14 protein-coding genes are annotated in these 20,933 nt (G+C 36.5%); 10 read left to right on the top strand and 4 right to left on the bottom strand.

Going from position 1 to position 20,933, the window contains the following annotated elements:
* Positions 1–18: 18 nt before the first annotated feature.
* From KI430_RS01275 to KI430_RS01260, 4 genes are all read right to left on the bottom strand, one after another.
* The gene (locus KI430_RS01275) at positions 19–1,035 is read right to left on the bottom strand and encodes a pectinesterase family protein (RefSeq protein ID WP_248876491.1); all 1,017 of its coding nucleotides are present in this window, start codon (positions 1,033–1,035) and stop codon (positions 19–21) included.
* A gap of 235 nt (positions 1,036–1,270) precedes the next feature.
* Positions 1,271–3,835: a T9SS type A sorting domain-containing protein gene (locus tag KI430_RS01270; RefSeq protein WP_248876490.1), complete on the bottom strand. Its 2,565-nt coding sequence runs from the start codon at positions 3,833–3,835 to the stop codon at positions 1,271–1,273.
* A gap of 246 nt (positions 3,836–4,081) precedes the next feature.
* Positions 4,082–5,905, bottom strand: a complete 1,824-nt coding sequence (locus tag KI430_RS01265; RefSeq protein WP_248876489.1) for a RagB/SusD family nutrient uptake outer membrane protein — start codon at positions 5,903–5,905, stop codon at positions 4,082–4,084.
* A gap of 10 nt (positions 5,906–5,915) precedes the next feature.
* On the bottom strand, positions 5,916–9,206 hold the full coding sequence (locus KI430_RS01260) for a SusC/RagA family TonB-linked outer membrane protein (protein ID WP_248876488.1): 3,291 nt from the start codon (positions 9,204–9,206) through the stop codon (positions 5,916–5,918).
* Between the two features lie 791 nt (positions 9,207–9,997).
* On the opposite strand from KI430_RS01260, the gene kduI reads away from it, so the two are divergent.
* The 10 genes from kduI (at position 9,998) to KI430_RS01210 (ending at position 20,882) form a co-directional block, all read left to right on the top strand.
* The gene (kduI, locus tag KI430_RS01255; protein ID WP_248876487.1) at positions 9,998–10,834 is read left to right on the top strand and encodes a 5-dehydro-4-deoxy-D-glucuronate isomerase; all 837 of its coding nucleotides are present in this window, start codon (positions 9,998–10,000) and stop codon (positions 10,832–10,834) included.
* A gap of 114 nt (positions 10,835–10,948) precedes the next feature.
* Entirely contained in the window at positions 10,949–11,734 is a 786-nt protein-coding gene (locus tag KI430_RS01250; RefSeq protein ID WP_248876486.1) for a gluconate 5-dehydrogenase, read from the top strand.
* Between the two features lie 51 nt (positions 11,735–11,785).
* Positions 11,786–13,195 carry a glucuronate isomerase gene (gene uxaC, locus KI430_RS01245; protein WP_248876485.1) on the top strand — a complete coding sequence of 470 codons (1,410 nt, stop codon included), beginning with the start codon at positions 11,786–11,788 and terminating at the stop codon, positions 13,193–13,195.
* 296 nt (positions 13,196–13,491) lie between these two features.
* Complete coding sequence (locus KI430_RS01240; RefSeq protein WP_248876484.1) at positions 13,492–13,842, top strand: cupin domain-containing protein; 351 nt, start codon at positions 13,492–13,494, stop codon at positions 13,840–13,842.
* Between the two features lie 131 nt (positions 13,843–13,973).
* The gene (locus KI430_RS01235) at positions 13,974–14,978 is read left to right on the top strand and encodes a sugar kinase (RefSeq protein WP_248876483.1); all 1,005 of its coding nucleotides are present in this window, start codon (positions 13,974–13,976) and stop codon (positions 14,976–14,978) included.
* Between the two features lie 11 nt (positions 14,979–14,989).
* Complete coding sequence (locus KI430_RS01230) at positions 14,990–15,439, top strand: YhcH/YjgK/YiaL family protein (RefSeq protein WP_248876482.1); 450 nt, start codon at positions 14,990–14,992, stop codon at positions 15,437–15,439.
* A 4-nt stretch (positions 15,440–15,443) separates the two neighbouring features.
* Complete coding sequence (locus KI430_RS01225) at positions 15,444–16,103, top strand: bifunctional 4-hydroxy-2-oxoglutarate aldolase/2-dehydro-3-deoxy-phosphogluconate aldolase (protein ID WP_248876481.1); 660 nt, start codon at positions 15,444–15,446, stop codon at positions 16,101–16,103.
* A gap of 29 nt (positions 16,104–16,132) precedes the next feature.
* Positions 16,133–17,662: an MFS transporter gene (locus KI430_RS01220; protein ID WP_248876480.1), complete on the top strand. Its 1,530-nt coding sequence runs from the start codon at positions 16,133–16,135 to the stop codon at positions 17,660–17,662.
* Between the two features lie 4 nt (positions 17,663–17,666).
* A complete protein-coding gene (locus KI430_RS01215; protein ID WP_248876479.1) occupies positions 17,667–19,124 on the top strand; it encodes a tagaturonate reductase in 1,458 nt (485 codons plus the stop codon).
* A gap of 144 nt (positions 19,125–19,268) precedes the next feature.
* On the top strand, positions 19,269–20,882 hold the full coding sequence (locus tag KI430_RS01210) for a UxaA family hydrolase (RefSeq protein WP_248876478.1): 1,614 nt from the start codon (positions 19,269–19,271) through the stop codon (positions 20,880–20,882).
* The last annotated feature ends 51 nt before the right edge of the window (positions 20,883–20,933 follow it).

The raw sequence follows: 20,933 nt of genomic DNA, 5'->3' as shown, positions 1-20,933 counted from the left end.
ACTTTTTAATACTAACTTTTATTTCATTTTAAAACTCCAGTTGTCTTTTCCTGAAAGAATATTTTTAATTGAGTATTTTTTGAATTGTTCCTTGGTTATTTGATGAGACCAAGCGACTCTTTTTTCTGAATTAGCTCCAACTCCTTTCGAATTGAATTCTGCATAGAAAGTTGTTTTTTCAGCTTCCGGCTTATTCCAATTGTGCCAACCTTCCGGTTTTATGACATTCGAAATGTCTGTATTGATAAAAACTGTTTTAGCAAAAGGTCGCCAGGGTCTTCCCAGATAAACAGATTCTGGTTTCGCCTCGCCTACGATTTTACAATCGATGAAAACAAAACCATATTTATTATTTTCCGGTGTTGAAGCTGCCGTAAGATAAGTTGCACTTTCTTTTGCATAGATTGTACAATCTTTGAAAACTGCTGTTGCTGCACCGAATATAAAATCAGTTGTTCCCTCGACATAACAGTTTTTGAAGTAATGCCGAATTTCTTTTTTAGGAGTTGGAACATCCTGTTCTCCTTTTAAATAAAGTGTATCTTGAAATCCAAGAAATCTACAATTCTCAAAAATGGCTTTATCACCTGTAATCAAAACGGCAACGGCTTGTCCTACTTTTCCAGCATCATTTTGAAACGTGATATTCTTTGCCGAGAAATTATCCGAAAAAATAAAAATCGTGGAAGAACCTGTCGTTCCCATTTCTTTTCCTTCAGCATTTTTCTTAGATGCAAAATCATCATTCACAATAATGGTTTCTGCCAAACTTTCGCCTTGAAAATAAATAGCACCTTTGGTTGCTGGAATTGTAATTTTCTCTCTATAAATTCCTTTTTTGATGATGATTTTGGTTTTAGATTCAAATCTATCTTCAACTGCATTGACCGCTTCCTGAATTGTTTTAAAATCTCCTTTTCCGTCTTTTGAAACTGTATAAACTTTTTCAGAATTATGAATAACGCTGAAAGAATTAATAACAATCAAAACAAGAATGAAAGAAAAAAACAACAATAGATTTTTGGTTTTTGACATCTTCATTGAAATTTTTGAACTTATTTTAAACACAAAAGTCACTAAGTTTTATTTTAATAATTAATGTTTTTAAGGTCACTAAGATTTTGACTTCGTTGATATTTCAATTATGAAATTGAGCTTATCTTTTTTTAAATATACAAGTTTCCACCCCTTTCGGGATGAAAACCTGTATGAATTTAACAATTAAATAATGTGATCTGAAAACTACAGATAGACATTAAGTTATGTATGGTTATTTTTTGATAATCTTTTTGGTAATTGTTCCTTTATCAGTTGTGATGCTGATGATATAATTACCTGATACAAGGTTTCTCAAATCAACTGAATCCGCTTTTGCATCAACAATGTTCTTAACCAAAGCACCTGCAAAATTGTAAACTTTAACGCTCAGAACTTTTTGTCCAGCGGTGTTGATATATAAATGATCTGATACCGGATTTGGATATAAAGTGACTTGGGCTTTGTTGATATCGGATGTTGCCATTGTTGCATAAACCGTCTTGATATAGTACAAGTTGGTTGTATCTCCTTTTGTAATCGTGTGTTCTCCAGCTGCAACATTAGGAATTGTAACAATACCATTGGCCGCTGTATAATTCACGCCATCGAACTTAACCACTTTAGCAAAATCAGCATCGAAAACCAAAGTTAATGTAGATTCTGCTGTTGTAGTGTATTTGATACTCGTAGAAGATTCCATTTTGAAACGTTTTGTCAACGTTAATCCGTCGTAAGACTGAGAACCATCCGTAGAGTTCATATTACCTGTAATTGCATAGAATGTACTTATTTTTCCAGATGTTGTGAAGTTGTGAATCATTCCATCTGTTGATCCCGGATTTCCAGGTGTACCAACTGTTACTGTTCCACTGATAGAAGCTGAAGTTCCTGAAGTGCCAACAGTTGTAACCGTGTAAGAAGTAGTTTGAGTTGGTGTTCCAGTAATTGTAACAGTTTTAGCCGTTGCATCTTTTGTGAAAGTAAGACCATTTGTAACACCAGTTAATGTAACATCTGTCGCATCTCCACCCCAAGTGAAGACAATTGGAGCAACTGCAGCACCTGTAGCAACCGTTTGATCTTTGTTTCCAGAAGTATTAACCAAAGTCTGAGAACTACCTTCTGCCTGAATATAAACCATAGAAGTCCCATAGTTTGTCAACGCAGATTTAAGACCTGCAATTACTGCGTAAGATTTGTCATCCACAGTGTTGTCGAAAGTCCATTTGAAATCGCCACCTTGAGCACGTCCAGCATATAATTTTGTTCTGTCTCTCGCTACAGTTGGTTCTTCAACAGATAAATTTTTAACATAAAGCGAAGCATCTGTATCAAAGTTATTATACGTTTTTGCACCCACTTTCGACTTCACAGTTGCCGGAACAGTTTCGCCACGAGTTGCTGCTAAGTAAGCATCAAAATCTGTCAATGAACTGATTTTCCCTTCGATATTATATAAAGGATTAGGGTCTGCATAAGCTACAAAACGCATAGAATTGGTTGCAATATCAGCGTCCATCAAGTTATTGAAAGCCTTAATCATTCCGCCATCTTCGCCAGAGAAAGTTCCCTGATTAGTTGGATCATTCATTTGTTTTGAAGGATTCCAAACATCTGTTCCCTGAAGCGAGATCATCATTGGATTTTTTGCATTGCGGAAATAGTTTCCTTCTAAAAATAAAGATGAACCTTCTGTAGAGCCAGAACCGTACTTTGCAATTCCGTCAAAATAATTGTTATAAATATGAGCCGAATAATAACGAACTCTCGGATGTCTGGAATCTGAATGATCAAACCAATTGTGGTGGTAGGTCACGTACAAACCAGCAGTTGTATTTTCACTTAGACCTAATAAACTTGCTTTCCCAGAATCCCAGAAGTGGTTGTAAGAATACGTTGCATAAGATGTCCCTTTGTTATCCAATGCGCCATCTCCTTTGATCTGATCTGCGTCACTACCTGCGTGTCCGTAGAACAAGTCGTTGTTATGAACCCAGATGTAAGAATTGTTTTGCTGCATCCCGATGTTATCGCCTTCGCTGCTGTCACAATTCATAAATCCAAGATTCGCAATCTCAACATTGGTAGCATTCTTAACACGAATTCCCCAACCGTTTGCTGTTGCATCGTCTCCAACACCTTCTACAGTGATGTAACTTAAATCGTTATTCTTGTTTTCAACCACAAGATCACCACCTTCCATATCGGTAAAATCTGTAATATTACCTACCAGTCTGAAAATATATGGTCTCTTATCAATTCCTTTTTTGATTCCAGAAAAGATATTCTGGAAGCCAACATAATTAGTTGTATTTCCGTTGTTATTCGTAATTACATTGAAAGAGATCGTGTTTTTACTTTTTTCAGTAATGTAAAGAATCACTGCATTATCTTTTGGTGTTCCGTCAGCTTTGTATCCGCCAGGAACTCTTCCGCCGTGGAAAGCAAAACCGTTTCTGTCCTGGGGTAGAACGGTCAAAGTTCCCGTTGTAGAGCCAGAACCTTCGATTCCCAGAATCACAGGCTTAACAGTAATCGTATAATTTCCTGCTTTTAATCCCAAAATATCAGCTCTCAGATATGATCCGTAGCTACGAATCAAATAATCATCGACCTGCTTATTGACTACACCTTCACCAGAATAGTAAACATTGTATCTACCGGCATTTTCCACCGGCTGCCATTTTACAAAGGCAGTTTCTATCCAGCCTGCCGATTCGTTAAACGTAACAGACTGTCCTGATACCTGCATAAATGCAAGTAAAAAGAATACATAAAGTAGTTTCAGTTTATTCATATAAAATTTATTAAATGAGTTTTTTACGAGTTTTTATAAAAAGTAATTATTATAATTAGTGTTGAACCTCAACGAACCCATCTCATTAACTAATTTTAAATAATAGCAGTAGTCTTTGTTTAAAATTTGGACAAAGAAGTCCTTAGAGTCAGCTCCATCAGGGCATAAAACCCTGACAGAGTGATTCTTCAAAAAAAATTAAAAATATAATAACTTAAAAAATTCTAGTCCAGAATTTCTTATATCCTAGTAACCGTAATCTTGTTTCAGATTATAGTTTGATAGTATAATATCATCGTAGATCGGGAACAATTCTTTTCTGTTCGCTTCAAAATACTGAGCATAACCTTTCAAAGGACTGCTGATATAATCTGCAGTTACTGCAACTCTCCAGTTGACTCTTGTATAACCAGCTGGTGTACTTGTTACGGAAGGTGTATAATAAACATCTTCTCTTGTCGTCCCCGGCTGAACATATATATCTATAGCTTGCAATGCTGCCTGAGCAGTTTTTGTTCTGTCGTAAGGCGAAGCTTTGTAGTATAAATAAGAAGGAACTGTTGAGTATTGCCCTGTTCCATTCAATAAGTCTGTTAGCTTTTGCTTTGTTTCAGCAATTTTTGTCGCCAAAAGATTCCAACGGATTAAGTCATATTTTCTAAGACCTTCTCCTCCAAATTCTAATAATCTTTCTTTAACGATATAATTGAAAAAACCTGTTTTATCTGTTGGGATAGTTCCTGCTTGTCCTAAGTTACCTACGTACGCACGATCTCTTACTTGCTTCACTGCGTTTACAGCTTCAGCAGAAGGAGAACCATTCAGTTCGTTATCTGCCTCAGCAAACATTAATAAAATATCTGAGTATCTTAATAAAGGCCAGTCAATCGCCAATTGTTGTGCAGTTCCTGTAACACTGGTCCAAGACTTTCTGAATTTTCCATCGGTACAAACAGCACCTGTTGCTAATATCGCTTGGTTGGCATCATTAATCTGCATTGATGCTACTGTAATATCTCTTCTAACATCGTATTTGCTAAATTCATAGAAATAAGTTGCGATAGCATTGATCCCGCCACTACTTTTCCAGTTAGAACCATCGCCGTGTCTCATTCCATTATAATAACCTATTTTACTATCTGTTGCTGCGTTACCACCAAAAGCTCCGACCGCAAAAATCACTTCGTGCGCTGCATCTTCTGTATTGTCGTGTAATGCTCTGAAAGTTGCTTCGAAGTTTCCATTCAAACCGTGTTGTCCTTCTGTGATAATCGATTTGCACTCATCATAAGCAATCTGATAATAAGTTTGAGAATTGGAACCTTTAGCCATAATTCTTGGTTCTCTTCTCAAAGAATAGCCTGCTCTAGCCAAAGCTATTCTTGCTCTAAGTCCTTTCACGGCCGCCTTCGTAATTCTTGTATTGCTGCTGTTAGCTTCTGATCTCCAAGGTACTAGATTAGATGCCGTTTCCAAATCAGCAATGATTTTGTCATAGATGACATCTCTGTCTGTTTTTGGTAAATAAACCGACTCCAAATCTGAAGAAGGCACCATTTGCATTGGAACATCTCCCCAGTTTTTGATCAAGTCAAAATAGAATAACGCTCTTAAAGTATAAGCTTCTCCCAAATAACGGTTCATTAGTTTCTTATCAGCTTCAGAGCCAGATTGCATTACTTTTGATAATGGAATATTTTTGATAACAAGATTGGCTCTTTCTATCCCTGAATATAATTTCAAGAAAGGTTTGTTAAGATCTGGATTTGAGGTACAAGCTCCATAAGTACTCAGTCCTCTTCTATCATTACAGTTATAGTCTCCAGACGTTTTGAAATCGTCTGCTGACTGAGGAAAATATAAACTGATTCTCTGTCCGTATCCATCATCACCAATAACCTGATTGTAAACACCAATCAATGCTGTGAAAGTATCTGCAGTACTATCAAACTGCTGCTCTTCATTAGAATTAGAAATGTTCTCTGCATCTAAGAAATTATCACAAGAAGTAACTGTAGATAAAGTAAGTGTACAACTCAATATTGCAATTAAAAGTCTATGTTTTTTCATTTTTTTTGAATTAAAAAGTTACATCAATACCTGTTAAGAAAAATCTGCTTCGTGGAAATGCTGCATAATCTACAGCAGGAGTAAGTGTACTTTTTCTAGTACTTACCTCTGGATCATATCCCGAATAACCGGTAATTGTAAATACATTATTTGCCGTAGCATATAATCTCAAATTGGTAATACCAATGGCTTTAAGCGCATCCTTATTTAATGAATATCCGATTGTTACGTTATTCAATCTCAGGAAAGATCCATCTTCTATTGCGTACGAATGTAAGAAATAGTTACCTCCTGTTGGCGTCCACATTGTAGTATTGGCATTCAGAGCTGCTAATGCAGTAGGATCTGTAACTTTTACACCTTCATCATTAAACCATCTCCATCTGTTGGCCATATCGCCTAACATATTTTGGTCTGTATACTGATACTTGGTCGTGAACTCAATTTTATTAGCATTATAAACTTTGTTTCCAACAGAGAAGTTGAAGAACAAACTCATATCAAAATTTTTGTATTTGAAAGTTTGGTTGAAACCTCCGTAGAATTTTGGTTGAGCGTTTCCTAGGACTGTTTGATCTTTATTATCGATTATTCCATCTCCGTTAATATCTCTCAATTTAAGATCTCCTGGTTGCGCTGCTCTGTTTCCTAAAGCTACAGAACTGGTTGTCGGGATTCCATCTTTTAACTTATAAGTATTATTAGCCGGATTGAAATCAAAATCGCTTACCTCATATCTACCTTCCGTTACATAACCGTAGAACATCCCAACTGGCTGATTAATCTGAACTTTGAAATCAAATAAGTTATTAACCCATCCGGAAGGTTGCAGATAAAAATCTGTTCCAGACTGAGTTACTGAACCTAAACTTTTGATCATATTTCTGTTAGCCGCAAGGTTGAAATCTGTTTTCCAAGTAAAATTTTCATTACCTACAACAATAGCTCCTAAACTGAATTCTAATCCTTTGTTCTGAGTTTTTCCAGAGTTCTGATATTCATACTCGTAACCAGAAGTCTGAGGGATTTTTGCTAGTAATAACAAATCTTTTGTATCTGTAATATAAGCATCAATTGCTCCATAAACTCTCTTATTGAAAAGTGTAAAATCTAAACCTGCATTTTTAGAAACCGTTGCTTCCCATTTGATGTTCTTATTTGCCTTAATGTTTCCTGCAGCCGCTCCTGTAATGATTCCAACTCCACCTGTATATCCATATGTGCTGGAAGGATTGTAGAATGTATCGAACAAGAATGCTGCAATTCTATCATTTCCAGATTGACCATAACCGACACGTAGTTTAAGATCATTAACTATTTTAGAATCTTTCAGAAAGTTCTCTTCTCCAATTTTCCAAGCCAATGATGCGGATGGGAAATTAGCCCATCTGTTAGCTGGTCCAAATGAGTTAGATCCATCTCTTCTTATAGATAAAGTTGCGATATACTTGTTGTTATAAATATAATTGGCTCTAGCAAAGAAAGATGCCAGTCTATATGGAGGTAAAACACCTGCATAAGGAGCATCTTGAACCATTCCTGCTGGTGGAGCGGCAAGAATAATGTTGGCAAACGCTTGGTTAGCATCCATAGAAGTTGGCAACCATCTTACAGTCATATCTGTTTTATTACCATCTGTCTTCACAATTTCTTGACCTAATAAGAAATCCATTTTATGATTGCCTATTTTTTTCTTATATGCTAGCGTATTGGTATTAGTTATTCTTCTACTTTGATTGCTTGTTAACTGAACAACAGACATATCAGAATAGATTCTAGACAAGTATGTTTTAGGACCAGAAAATTGCTGAATCTCCTGATCATTCTGTACATATCCAATCGTACTTTTGAAAGTCAAATCCTTGAAGATATTATACGTAATAACGCCGTTTAAGAATAAGTTATCGGCATTATTATATTTGATCTCGTTATTAGAAAGCAACACTGGATTTACCAAGTTAGTCACTGCGAAATCGTCTGTATCAAATTCGTCTGAACCTGTTCCCGTACCTAATCCATTTTCAAATGGTCTGTATCGGATAACATTTCTAAGTCTGTTTGTACTTTGAGAGCCTGCAGTTGCAGTTCCAGCACCATTGATGAAAGTTTGGCTATATCTTGCTGTCACTCCTACTTTCAATTTTTTGCTGATATCAAAATCATACTTGAAGTTGGCCATATTTCTTTTATAGCCAGAATTAATCATAATCCCATCCTCTTCAACGTGGTTTAATGATAATGTAAAAGCAGAATTGGAATTACCTCCGGAGATGTTCAAGTTATGAGTAAAGTTGAATGCTTCTTTACCAAAAACTTCTTCCTGCCAATCTCTCGTTTGGATGGTTTTATATCTATTGATTCCCGGATCTATTATCCTTCCTTCAGCATCTCTTATTTCTTCATAATTACCATATAAACTAATAAACTTATCATGGAGCTGAGGATCGCCATCTCTATTATAAAGCTCATATTGATAAAGCACAAAATCATAAGGACTCATTACGTCCAATTTTTTAGCAATAGATCTTACTCCTGTATAACCATTGTAATTCACAGTAGTTTTGGCATTTTTTCTACCACTTTTTGTAGTGATCAAAACAACACCGTTTGCACCTCTTGCCCCATAGATAGAGGTTGAAGATGCATCTTTAAGGACTTCAATCGACTCAATTTCTTTTGGAGAGATTAATGATAATGCGTTATCCATTTGGATTCCATCTACAATATAAAGAGGCGCATTATCCTGGGTGATAGAAGTTCCACCTCTCACTTTGATTTCAGGATCAGAACCTGGCGCCCCCTCTCCAAATGTTACCTGCACACCAGCCATTCTACCTTGGATAGCTTCCGCAGCACTGTTTACAGGCATATCATTCAATTGATCTCCTTTTACAGAGGCAACAGAATTGGTCACATCTTTTTTAGAAACAGTTGTATAACCAACCAAAACTACTTCGTCAATAGCCTTCTCTTTATTGCCATCAAATTTTGCTAAGGAAACATTAATGCTAGTCCTTCCATTAACTTCTACTTCCTGTTCTTCAAAACCTTTGGAACGGATAATAAGCGTCGCATTCTTGGGAACGTTAAGCTCATACTGTCCTGCTTTGTTGGTCATTGTAGAAAACTTGGAGTTTCTTACAGTAACTTCTACATTTTGTACAGGTTTGTTTTGGTCAGAAGTAATTTTTCCTGAAACTTTAATTAATTCTTGAGCTAATCCAAAGGCGGGTAATAAAAAGACCGACGCAATTGTCGTTTTTATAAAAGCACTTTGAATACCTAATTTTAAACCACTCATAGATATTTTTTAGTTTTTATAATTTTAGTAATGTTTTTTACTCAAAATTGTCTTGAAAAACAGGTTAAAAATGCAATCGATTGCACTTAAAATTTTTAATTTTTCTTAACTCGACTAAACTAAGATTATTTTTCAATTGGCAAATAAAAAAAATCAATTTTTTATTAATATTAATTTAACATAGTAATTTTTTACATTACGAAAACTCAATTAAATAATTCATTTTCAATGAATTAAAAAACACATTCATTTAAAAATAAATATTAAAAATTATATCAAATAATTTTTATTTAGCTACAATATTCGATTAATCGAGTCAAAAAATGATAGATATCATCAATTTTTAATTAACCAAAATTTAACTTAAGAAAGTCATTTTTGGAAATTGTAGCATTTTTTATATTCAAAATCAAATTTTTTAGACTTCATATATTCTATGAGAAGAACATCACAAAAATAAATTTAATCAATTCATTATCAATAAATTAAATACAACGACAACTTAAAACAATGTTTAAAGCAATAAAAATTGGTAAAATGCAAAATATTGCACAAATTTGACATGGCAGTGCAAAATAGAGCACAAAACAGACAGAAATAATAATTAAAAACATCAATAAAAACAGCTCAAAGCATTGATATTAAAGTAATTAAAATTTATTTCAAATTTTTCTTTCTTGGTTAATATTTATATATATATTTACAGAAATTATTTATTGTGCCAAAAAGAGTATTTATTAATGCAATCGATTACACAATTAATTTTTAGTTAACATTTATATAATAAAGAAATGACAACTTCAGAATTCAGATACGCTCATCATCCGAATGATGCAAAAAAATACACAACAGAAGATCTTAGAAGAGAATTCCTAATCAACAATTTATTTCAAGAAGGACAAATCAAATTAGTCTATACAATGTACGACAGATTAATTGTAGGAGGAGCAATGCCAACAGACAAAGCTTTAAAGCTTGAAACAATTGATGAACTAAAAGCTGAAAACTTTCTAGACAGAAGAGAAATCGGAATCATCAATGTTGGTGGGAAAGGAAAAATAACAGTTGACGGAACAGTTTACGAACTTAATAATAAGGAAGCATTATATATAGGAAAAGGAAATAAAAACGTAACTTTTGAAAATGTTGAGGGTGAACAAGCATATTTCTATATCAATTCTGCTCCGGCTCATCATTCTTATCCAACAAAAAAGGTTACAAAAAATGAAGCTGAAATCGTAGAATTAGGTGATTCGAAATATGCTAATAGAAGAACAATCAATAAGCTACTAGTAAACAGTGTTCTCGAAACTTGTCAACTTCAGATGGGAATGACGGAATTGCACGAAGGAAGCGTTTGGAATACAATGCCTTCTCACACGCATACCAGAAGAATGGAAGCTTACTTCTACTTCGATTTGGAAGAAGGTCAAACGGTTTCTCATTTTATGGGACAACCTCAGGAAACAAGACACATTTTCCTTAAAAATAGAGATGCCGTGATTTCTCCGGAATGGTCTATCCACTCTGGTGTTGGGACTTCCAATTATACATTTATCTGGGGAATGGCGGGAGAAAATATGGACTACGGCGATATGGATGCTGTAAAAACGGACGAATTAAAATAAAAGAAAAACATTAATCCTCGCAGATTTAGCAAATTATGCAGATTTCAAATCTGCTAAATCTATAAAATCAGCGAGAAAAAAAATATTTGAAATATTCTATCTAAAGATATTTAAATGAAAAATTTATTTGACTTAACTGGAAAAGTAGCATTAGTAACTGGAGGAACACACGGTTTAGGTTTGGCAATGGCAGAAGGTTTGGCTTCAGCAGGAGCGGAATTGGTTGTAACCAGTACTACTCCATCCAAATTGGAAGAAGCCATTGCTTATTACCAGTCAAAAGGATACAAAGCAACAGGATATATTTTTGATGTGACAGACGAGAAAATTGCTGCTGAAAAAGTGGCAGAAATCGAAACCAATCACAAGCAAATCGATATCCTTATTAATAATGCCGGAATCATCAAAAGAATCCCGGCTCTGGAAATGGAAGTTTCCGATTTCCGAAAAGTGATTGATGTAGATTTGACAGGACCTTTCATTATGTCTCAGTTGGTCGCCAAAAATATGATTGCAAGAAAATCTGGTAAAATTATCAACATTTGTTCTATGATGAGCGAATTGGGTCGTGATAATGTTGTGGCTTACGCTTCTGCAAAAGGCGGATTGAAAATGCTTACTAAAAATTTAGCAACAGAATGGGCAAAACATAATATCCAAGTAAACGGAATCGGTCCCGGATATTTTGCGACGTCTCAGACAGAACCAATCCGTGTGGATGGACATCCTTTCAATGAGTTCATTATCAGCAGAACACCGGAAGGTCGTTGGGGTAATCCCGAAGATTTGGCTGGAACAGCAATATTTTTAGCTTCCGAAGCGAGTCAGTTTATTAATGGACAAATCATCTACGTTGACGGCGGAATCTTAGCAACCATCGGAAAACCTTCAAACGAATAAAGTCTTTCATCTATCAGTCTATCATCTATCAGTCTATCATCTATTAGTCTTATGAACACACTTACAAAACCATTTATCACAGATACATTTCTATTAAAGAACAAATTCGCTGAGGAGTTGTATTTCAGATTTGCTGAAAACCAACCAATCATCGATTATCATAACCATTTGCCTCCGAAAGAGATTGCAGAAAACCGTCAGTTTGAGAACATTACTCAGGTTTGGATTGGTGGTGACCATTACAAATGGAGAGCGATGAGAACAATGGGCGTTAACGAAAAATTCATCACCGGAGACGCTTCTGACAAAGAAAAATTCGCAGCTTGGGCAAAAACAGTTCCGAATACATTGAGAAATCCTTTGTTCCATTGGACACATTTAGAATTAGCAAGATATTTCGATGTTTACGATTTGTTAAGCGAAAAAAACGCTGACCAAGTTTACGAAAATGTATCCGCTCAGCTTCAAACGCCAGAGAAATCTGTTCGAGGATTGTTAAAAATGAGAAACGTAGAAACGGTTTGTACGACAGAAGACCCGATTGACACTTTAGAGTATCATCAAACAATCAAACAAAATAATATCGGAATCACAGTTAGCACGGCTTTCCGTCCGGACAAAGCGATTTTGATTGATAACGAGGATTATAATTCTTACATCGATAAATTAGTCGAATCTGCAGGCATCGAAATCAACTCTTACAAGGATGTACAGGATGCGCTAATCAAAAGGATTGAATACTTTCACGCCAATGGATGCAGATTGTGTGACCACGGATTGAATAACATTTCTTTTGAAACGTTCACAGATTCAGAAATCAACTCAATTTTTGAAACGAAGAGAAAAGGAGAAACCTTAACGCCACATCAGATTGAGCAGTTCAAAACAGCAATTTTGCTGTTCTTGGGTGAGACTTACCATTCATTTGGTTGGGTTCAGCAATATCATTTGGGCGCTTTGAGAAACAACAATGCAAGAATGTTGAAAGTTCTTGGACCAGACACAGGTTGGGATTCCATAGGCGATTTCAGTCAGGCTGCGAACCTTTCGAGATTCCTGAACACATTGGATTCTAAGGACAAGTTGACTAAAACAATCATCTATAACCTGAATCCAGCCGATAACGAAATTATGGCAACAATGATTGGGAATTTCAATGACGGTTCAGTGAAAGGAAAAGTTCAATTTGGTTCCGGATGGTGGTTTTTGGACCAAAAAGACGGAATGGAAAAACAAATGAACGCCCTTTCCAATATGGGACTCATCAGCACATTTGTTGGGATGCTGACCGATTCCAGAAGCTTTCTTTCGTTCCCAAGACACGAGTATTTCAGACGTGTATTGTGTAACCTTTTAGGAAACGAAATCGAGTCTGGCGAACTTCCTGAGGATTTGGATTTGGTAGGAAAAGTTGTGGCAGATATTTGTTATTTTAACGCTAAGGAATATTTCAACTTTTAAGATAAAAATAATTAAGGCAGCTTAATCCGCCTGTAGTTTATCCTGAGCTTGACGAAGGGCTCCCAAACCCAACGAAGTGGTTCGACGAAGTCAATCTTTTTTGCAGAACATTTCAGTTTAATATAGAACTAAAGTAGAAGCAAAAAAGGATTTCCGCTCAAGTCGGGCTGCGAGTGATTCGCGGATTAAAAAGTTACTATTAGAGTTTTCATCCTGAGCGGAGTCGAAGGACTTTGTGAACTTAAAAACATTAGAATTAAATAAAAAATCTTTGTGCACTTTGTGTTCAAAATAAAATGGAAACAAAACAAACATCCAAAATATATTACAAATCCGATTCAACAGAATGGGAGAAAATAGATGAATACATCGACCGCCAAATTGTAGGCTACGACGAATCTGTAATGATGGTGAATGTCCGTTTCAAAAAAGGCGGAATTGGTTACAAACACAAACATCCTCATATTCAGGTGACTTATGTTGCAGAAGGAAAATTTGAAGTCAACATCGGAGAAGATATTTCAATTTTGAAGAAAGGCGATTCATTCTTCGTTCCTTCCAATGTTCTTCACGGCGTCGAATGTCTGGAAGACGGGATTTTGGTAGATGTTTTCAGTCCGTTTAGAGAAGATTTTATAAAGTATTAATTTCTCACTGCGAACATTGTTAAATTTTACGCCTTTATGAACTTAAAACATAGAATTAAATAAAAAATCTTTGCGCTCTTCGCGTTCAGAAAAAAAAAATTAAGAATCACGATTCTAAAAAAACTACATAAATGAGCAAAGTTGTAACCTTTGGCGAAGTATTGATGAGATTGTCTCCGTCCGACAGCAAAATGCTGAGACAAAGCCGCGAAATGGAATTCTTCTTCGGAGGAACAGAAATGAATGTCGGTGCGTCTTTAGCAATTATGGGATGCGAGACCAGACATATCACCAATGTTTCCGATTGTTTCATCGGAGAATCAGCCATTGCAGCAATGAAAAGTTACGGAATTGATACGCAATTCGTCAATAGAACAGAACATCCGATTGGTTTATATTTCTTGGAAGTTGGTTCCGCGATGCGTGCAAGTCGAATTTCTTACAATAGATTGAATGGCTCTTTTGCCAACATCAAACCGGAACAAGTAGATTGGGAAAAAGCTCTGGAAGGTGCTGAGTATTTCCACTGGACAGGAATTTCTCCCGGAATTTCGGAAGGTGCTTATGAAACTTTGAAGCAAGGTTTACAATTAGCCTATTCAAAAGGAATAGAAATCACAGCCGACCCGGCTTATCGCTCCAATCTTTGGAAATACGGAAAAGAAGGATTTTCGGTTCTTAAGGAACTCATCTCCTACTCTACAATTTTCATCGGTGGTGTGAATGAAATCAATGAAGTCCTGGAAACAACTTTCGGTTATGACAAAGACAGTTTTATCAATGCTGCTGAGACATTAATGAAAGAAATTCCTTCTATCAAAAAAGTATTTGATAAGACCAGAATTGGTGTTACAGCGAGCAATCAGGCGACACAAGGAAGAGCTTTCGTTAACGGACAATATTTCGAAACCGAAAGTCTGGAAGTAAATCCTGTTGTGGACAGAATCGGAACCGGCGATGCGTTTGCTGCAGGTTTGATTTACGGTTTAATCCACTTCGATGATGAGAAAGCTTTGAAATTTGCTAACGCAGCCTGCGCCATCAAACACACGATTTTAGGCGATGTAAATCTGAGTAGCGCTAATGATATTCTGGAAGTAATGAATGGCAATTCAGGAGGAAGAATTAAAAGATAATTTAGAAAAAAATGATTATAGATACATTAGAAAATGCTTCTCAATATTCTTTGCTCAATCCATTATTTGAAAAAGCTTTCGAGTATTTAAAATACAAAAATTTAGATGCTTTAGAGGTTGGAGTTACAGAGATTGAGGAAGGTCTTCGAATGATTGTTTTTGATGAAATGGCCAAAACAAAAGAAGAAAGTCTTTCCAAATTCGAATGTCATAATCAAAATATTGATATTCAAATCTGTCTGAAGGGAATAGAAAATATTGGTTGGAAATCAAGGCAAAAATGCGCAAACCCAATCGGAGAATACAATGCAGAAAAAGATGTTCTTTTTTACAATGATAATCCGGATATGTTTTTCCAATTAAATGAAAATCAGTTTGCTGTTTTTTATCCCAATGACGTCCACGCGCCAATGATTGGAAATGGTTTCATCAGAAAAATAGTTTTTAAAGTAAAAATTTAAAAAAATGACAAAGATTCAACTAGTTACGAATGCCATCATCAAGCAAGGACTTTTGCCTTTGTATTATAATGCTGATGAAACGGTAACTTTAGAAATACTGAAATCGCTTTACAAAGCAGGAATCCGAGCAGTAGAATATACAAGCCGGGGCGAATCTGCACTAAGTAATTTCACAAAAATGGTAGAAATCCGTAATGCCGAAATGCCGGATATGCTGCTTGGAATCGGAACCATTAAAAATCAAAAACAAGCAGAAGATTATTACAATGTTGGTGCTGATTTTTTCATCAGCCCGGGATTTGTTTCAGAAGTTGCAGAATTCCTGATTCCGAAAGATGTATTGTATAGCCCAGGTTGTATGACGCCAACCGAAATCATCGAAGCTGAAAATTCAGGTGTAACATTCGTCAAGTTATTCCCTGGAAATGCTTTAGGAACTGGATTTATGAGTGCTATCAAAGATGTGTTTCCAAACTTGATATTTATGCCGACAGGTGGCGTTGACACAACAAAAGAAAACATCGAAAGCTGGTTCAAAGCCGGCGTTTCCGCGGTTGGAATGGGAAGCAAATTAGTCAGTAAAGAACTAATGGCTGCCAAAGATTACACAACCATCGAAAACGAAACGAAAAAAGTATTGGACATCATCCAATCTATCAAATAATTATTGAAAACTAAATTCCTAAAACCAATATGAGTTCAGTCAAATCCTTAAAACCGAGTAATTTCAGATGGTCTATTTGTGGACTTCTGTTCATTGCTACGACCATCAATTATCTTGACAGGCAGGTTCTTTCTTTGACCTGGAAAGATTTTATCCAACCCGAGTTCCATTGGAATAATAATGATTATGGAAACATCACGGCATTGTTCTCAATTTTTTACGCAATAAGTATGTTGTTTGCCGGAAAGTTTGTGGATTGGATGGATACGAAAAAAGGATTTCTTTGGGCAATTTTCATTTGGTCAATTGGAGCTATTTTACACGCATTCTGTGGTATTGCAACTTCGGGAATCTTAACAGGAAACTGGTTGGTAGGATTTGCAGAATCAAAAGAAATCATTGGAACTCTCAACAATATATCGCTTGTTACAAGCACAAGTGTGACGCTTTTCATCTTTGCAAGATTTGTTTTAGCGGTTGGTGAAGCGGGAAACTTTCCTGCAGCGATTAAAACCACTGCAGAATATTTCCCTAAAAAAGACAGAGCGTTTTCTACAAGTATCTTCAATGCTGGGGCAACTGTTGGTGCATTAGCTGCGCCAGTTACTATTCCTTTCATCGCTAAATCGATGGGTTGGGAAATGGCCTTTATCATCATTGGTGCGCTTGGATTCGTTTGGATGGGACTTTGGATTTTCTATTACAAAAAACCTCATCAGCATCCGAAAGTTAACGAACACGAATTGGCTTACATCCAACAGGACCAGGACGATGTCGCAGAAGAAACAACAGAAGTTCCTCAGAAAAAAATGAGCTTGAAACAAGCTTTTGGATACAGACAGACTTGGGCTTTTATCTTTGGTAAATTTATGACAGATGGTGTCTGGTGGTTTTACCTGTTCTGGACTCCGGCTTACTTGAGCTCAGTTTACGGAATGGATAGCACGCAAAGTGCATTACCACTCTTCGTTTTGTATATGATAACCTTGGTTTCCATTGTCGGAGGCTGGCTTCCAAAATATTTTGTAGACAAAAAAGGAATGAATCCTTATGCAGGAAGAATGCGTGCGATGTTGATTTTCGCTTTCTTTCCATTATTAGCTTTAGTGGCACAACCAGCGGGAACTATCTCTTATTGGCTTCCGGTTTTGATTATCGGAATCGCAGGTGCAGCACACCAGGCTTGGTCGGCTAATATTTTCTCAACGGTTGGCGATATGTTCCCGAAAAAAGCAATTGCTACGATTACAGGAATCGGTGGAATGGCTGGCGGAATCGGTTCATTTCTTATTAATAAAGGTTCTGGATTATTGTTTGACCACGCCCACAAAGCCTGGACAACTATTGACGGGATTCCACTTTTAGAAAAATATCCTGAATTCAAGGATACAAGGCTTCCTGATGATCTGTTGATTCAATTGAAAAATTCCGGTGCTGTCATCTCAGACGGTATCGATAAAGGATATATGATTATTTTCTCAATCTGCGCAGTGGCTTATCTGATTGCGTGGTTTGTGATGAAATCATTGGTTCCTAAATACAAAATCATTAAAGAATAAAGAAATGGAATATCAAACTAAACAAAAACTTAACCGTGAAAACTCAGGTTCGACTGAGAAACTTCCAATCAAATTTTTACAGTTCGGGGAAGGTAATTTCCTTCGTGCATTTGTAGATTACCTAATCGACAAGATGAACAAAGAAGCTGGTTTCAATGCTGGTGTAGCTGTTGTTCAGCCGACTGTTGGTGGTCTTGTCGATATGTTGGAAGAACAGGATAATCTTTACACGCTTTTTGTGAGAGGTGTGAAAAAAGGCCAGATCGTAGATGACCAGAGAGTGATTTCTGCAATCCAGCGTTCATTCAGTCCTTACGAAAATTATGCGGAGTATCTTGAGCTGGCGAAAGGCGAAGATTTACAGTTCATTTTATCCAATACAACTGAAGCAGGAATTGCTTTTGATGAATCTGAAACGTCTTTAGATTCAGGTCCTCACAAGAATTTCCCTGCGAAAGTGACAGCTTTCCTTTATGAGAGATTCAAGCATTTTAATGGCGATTCGGAGAAAGGACTTCATATCATTCCTTGCGAATTGATTGAAAATAATGCTTTGACATTAAAGAAATATATTCTAAAATATGCTTTGCTTTGGAATCTAGGTTCAGAATTTTCTAATTGGATAGAAAACAGCAACTATTTCCACAACACTTTGGTGGACAGAATTGTTCCGGGTTATCCGAGAGAAGAAAAAGATGAATACGAAGCTAAATTGGATTATGATGATAATCTGATGGTAGTTTGCGAAGCGTTCCTACTTTGGGTTATCGAAGGTGATGAGAAATTGAAAGCCTTGATTCCTTTTGATAAAATTGATGACCAGGTTTTGATAGTGGATGATATTACGCCTTACAGAACCAGAAAAGTTAGAATCCTGAACGGTGCTCACACCGCAATGTTGGCTTTCTCTATCCTTGACGGAAAAGAAACTGTGAAAGAAGCGATTGATGCAGACTTTGCAGGAAAGTGGATTTCTGATACGGTTTATAACGAAATCATCCCTACCCTAGATTTATCAACAGAAGAATTGACGGCGTTTTCGGATGAAGTTTTTGACAGATTCAGAAACCCGTTCCTGAAACATTTGCTTTCCAGCATTGCACTAAATTCGGTTTCAAAATTCAAAGTGAGAGTTTTACCAAGCTTTCTGAAGTATGTTGAAATCAAGAATGAATTACCAACTAATTTGACTTTTGCATTAGCAGCGTTGATTAGATTCTACCAAGGTGAGTTTGATGGAAAACAACTTCCTGTAAGCGATGATGCGCCGGTTTTGGAAAGATTCAAAGAAATCTGGTCAACTAACGACCTTGGAGAAGTAGCGAAAAATGCTTTATCTGAAGTGAGTTTCTGGGATACAGATCTGACTCAGGTTCCTGGATTAACAGAAGCTGTAACCAAGGCTTTAAGTGCAATCGATTCCACAGGAATTGAAGAAGGGTATAAAAGTTTCATTCAGTAATTTTTGTTCAATAATTAACCATTGAATTGCAGCAGCCCGGCTTGAGCGGAAATCCTTTTTACGCAGCGCAGCGGAGTGAAAAGATTGGGAGCGGAAGACGGAACCAGCTGCCCAAATTATTGAGAATAATTTAATCTGAAAATTATGCAAAAGAAAGTTTTAAAAGTCAATCCTAAAGACAATATCATTGTTGCGCTGACGGATTTGTCTGCCGGAGAAATCGTGCATCTTGAAGGTGCAGATTACACGGTTCTGAGAGATACGAAAGCAAAACATAAATTCGCGGCAGAAGATTTTGTGGCTGGCGACCATATCATTATGTATGGCGTAATCGTTGGAAAAGCAAATCAGCCAATCCAAAAAGGTGAAGTTATCACGACTGAAAACGTAAAACACGAGAGTGAAGAGGTTTTCAAAAAGACAGGAGATTTGGGTTGGAATCCGCCAAATGTGGATAAATGGAAAGATAAGACCTTCAATGGATATCATCGTGCTGACGGACAAGTGGGAACCAAAAATGTATGGTTATTCTTCCCATTGGTGTTTTGTGAAAACAAAAATATCGAGAAGCTGAAAGATATTTTCGAGAACGAATTGTTACCGAAAAAAGAAGTTTCTTATAAGAATTTCCTGCGTTCTCTGATTGAAGAAAAAAGCGTGGAAGAAGTGGAAGACCAATCCCGAAATGAGAACCTTCTGGATAACATCGAAGTTAAATTTATCAATCACCAAGGTGGCTGTGGTGGCATCCGTCAGGATTCGGAACTTTTGGCAAAACTGCTTGCCGGTTATGTGAACAACCCCAATGTGGCTGGAGCAACGGTTTTGAGTTTAGGTTGTCAGAATCTGCAGGTTGATATTTTTCAAAATGCTTTGAAAGAGATGAGCCCGAACAGCGATAAAGAGATTTTAATTTTTGAACAGCAGAAAATAGGAACTACAGATAAAATGTTCCAAATGGTTATCAAAGATTCTTTTGAAGCCATAAAAAGAGCCAATAAAATCCAACGCCAGCCTGCACCAGTTTCAAAACTAAGCATAGGTCTGGAATGTGGTGGTTCTGACGGTTTTTCAGGTATCTCTGCGAATCCGGCTTTAGGCGTTGTTTCAGATATTTTTGCAGCCTTGGGCGGAAAAACAATCTTGGCAGAATTCCCGGAATTGTGCGGCGTGGAACAGGAATTGATGAACAGATGTGTGGATGAGGAAAAAGCAGATAAGTTTTTATCATTAATGAAAGCTTTTGAGAAATCCGTAGTCGATGCAGGTTCTGGGTTTGATATGAATCCGTCGCCGGGAAATATCAAAGACGGCTTGATTACAGACGCAATGAAATCTGCAGGCGCTTCTAAAAAAGGCGGAACCGCTCCTATTGTAGATGTTTTAGATTATGGTGAATATATTTCGAAACCAGGTCTGAACTTATTGAACACTCCCGGAAACGATGCTGAATGTACCACAGGGTTAGTGGGTGCCGGTGCAACAGTCGTTTTATTTACAACAGGTTTAGGAAATCCTATGGGAAATCCAATCGCACCGGTTGTGAAAATATCGTCTAATACTGCATTGATCAACAGAATGTCTGACATCATCGATGTTAATGCAGGAACTGTAATCACCGGAGAAAAAAGCATTCAGGAAGTGGGCGAAGAAATCGTAGATTATATTATAGAATTGGCAAGTGGAAACGTAGAAACAAAAGCAGACCAATTGAAACAAGATGTGTTTATTCCTTGGAAACGAGGCGTATCATTATAAATATTTGAATTTTTAAGGTTTTTATTTTTAAAGGGCATTTCTTCTTTTTTG

Source organism: Epilithonimonas zeae (genome assembly GCF_023278365.1).
GTDB classification, from domain to species: Bacteria; Bacteroidota; Bacteroidia; order Flavobacteriales; family Weeksellaceae; genus Epilithonimonas; species Epilithonimonas zeae_A.
The sequence above is the reverse complement of the archived record's forward strand: the minus strand, read 5'-3'. Positions and strand labels throughout refer to the sequence as shown.

Coding starts and splice junctions, on each gene's coding strand:
- KI430_RS01275 (WP_248876491.1), bottom strand. CDS start 1,035: ATGTCAAAAACCAAAAATCTATTGTTGTTTTTTTCTTTCATTCTTGTT.
- KI430_RS01210 (WP_248876478.1), top strand. CDS start 19,269: ATGCAAAAGAAAGTTTTAAAAGTCAATCCTAAAGACAATATCATTGTT.
- KI430_RS01250 (WP_248876486.1), top strand. CDS start 10,949: ATGAAAAATTTATTTGACTTAACTGGAAAAGTAGCATTAGTAACTGGA.
- uxaC (WP_248876485.1), top strand. CDS start 11,786: ATGAACACACTTACAAAACCATTTATCACAGATACATTTCTATTAAAG.
- KI430_RS01265 (WP_248876489.1), bottom strand. CDS start 5,905: ATGAAAAAACATAGACTTTTAATTGCAATATTGAGTTGTACACTTACT.
- kduI (WP_248876487.1), top strand. CDS start 9,998: ATGACAACTTCAGAATTCAGATACGCTCATCATCCGAATGATGCAAAA.
- KI430_RS01215 (WP_248876479.1), top strand. CDS start 17,667: ATGGAATATCAAACTAAACAAAAACTTAACCGTGAAAACTCAGGTTCG.
- KI430_RS01230 (WP_248876482.1), top strand. CDS start 14,990: ATGATTATAGATACATTAGAAAATGCTTCTCAATATTCTTTGCTCAAT.
- KI430_RS01270 (WP_248876490.1), bottom strand. CDS start 3,835: ATGAATAAACTGAAACTACTTTATGTATTCTTTTTACTTGCATTTATG.
- KI430_RS01260 (WP_248876488.1), bottom strand. CDS start 9,206: ATGAGTGGTTTAAAATTAGGTATTCAAAGTGCTTTTATAAAAACGACA.
- KI430_RS01240 (WP_248876484.1), top strand. CDS start 13,492: ATGGAAACAAAACAAACATCCAAAATATATTACAAATCCGATTCAACA.
- KI430_RS01220 (WP_248876480.1), top strand. CDS start 16,133: ATGAGTTCAGTCAAATCCTTAAAACCGAGTAATTTCAGATGGTCTATT.
- KI430_RS01225 (WP_248876481.1), top strand. CDS start 15,444: ATGACAAAGATTCAACTAGTTACGAATGCCATCATCAAGCAAGGACTT.
- KI430_RS01235 (WP_248876483.1), top strand. CDS start 13,974: ATGAGCAAAGTTGTAACCTTTGGCGAAGTATTGATGAGATTGTCTCCG.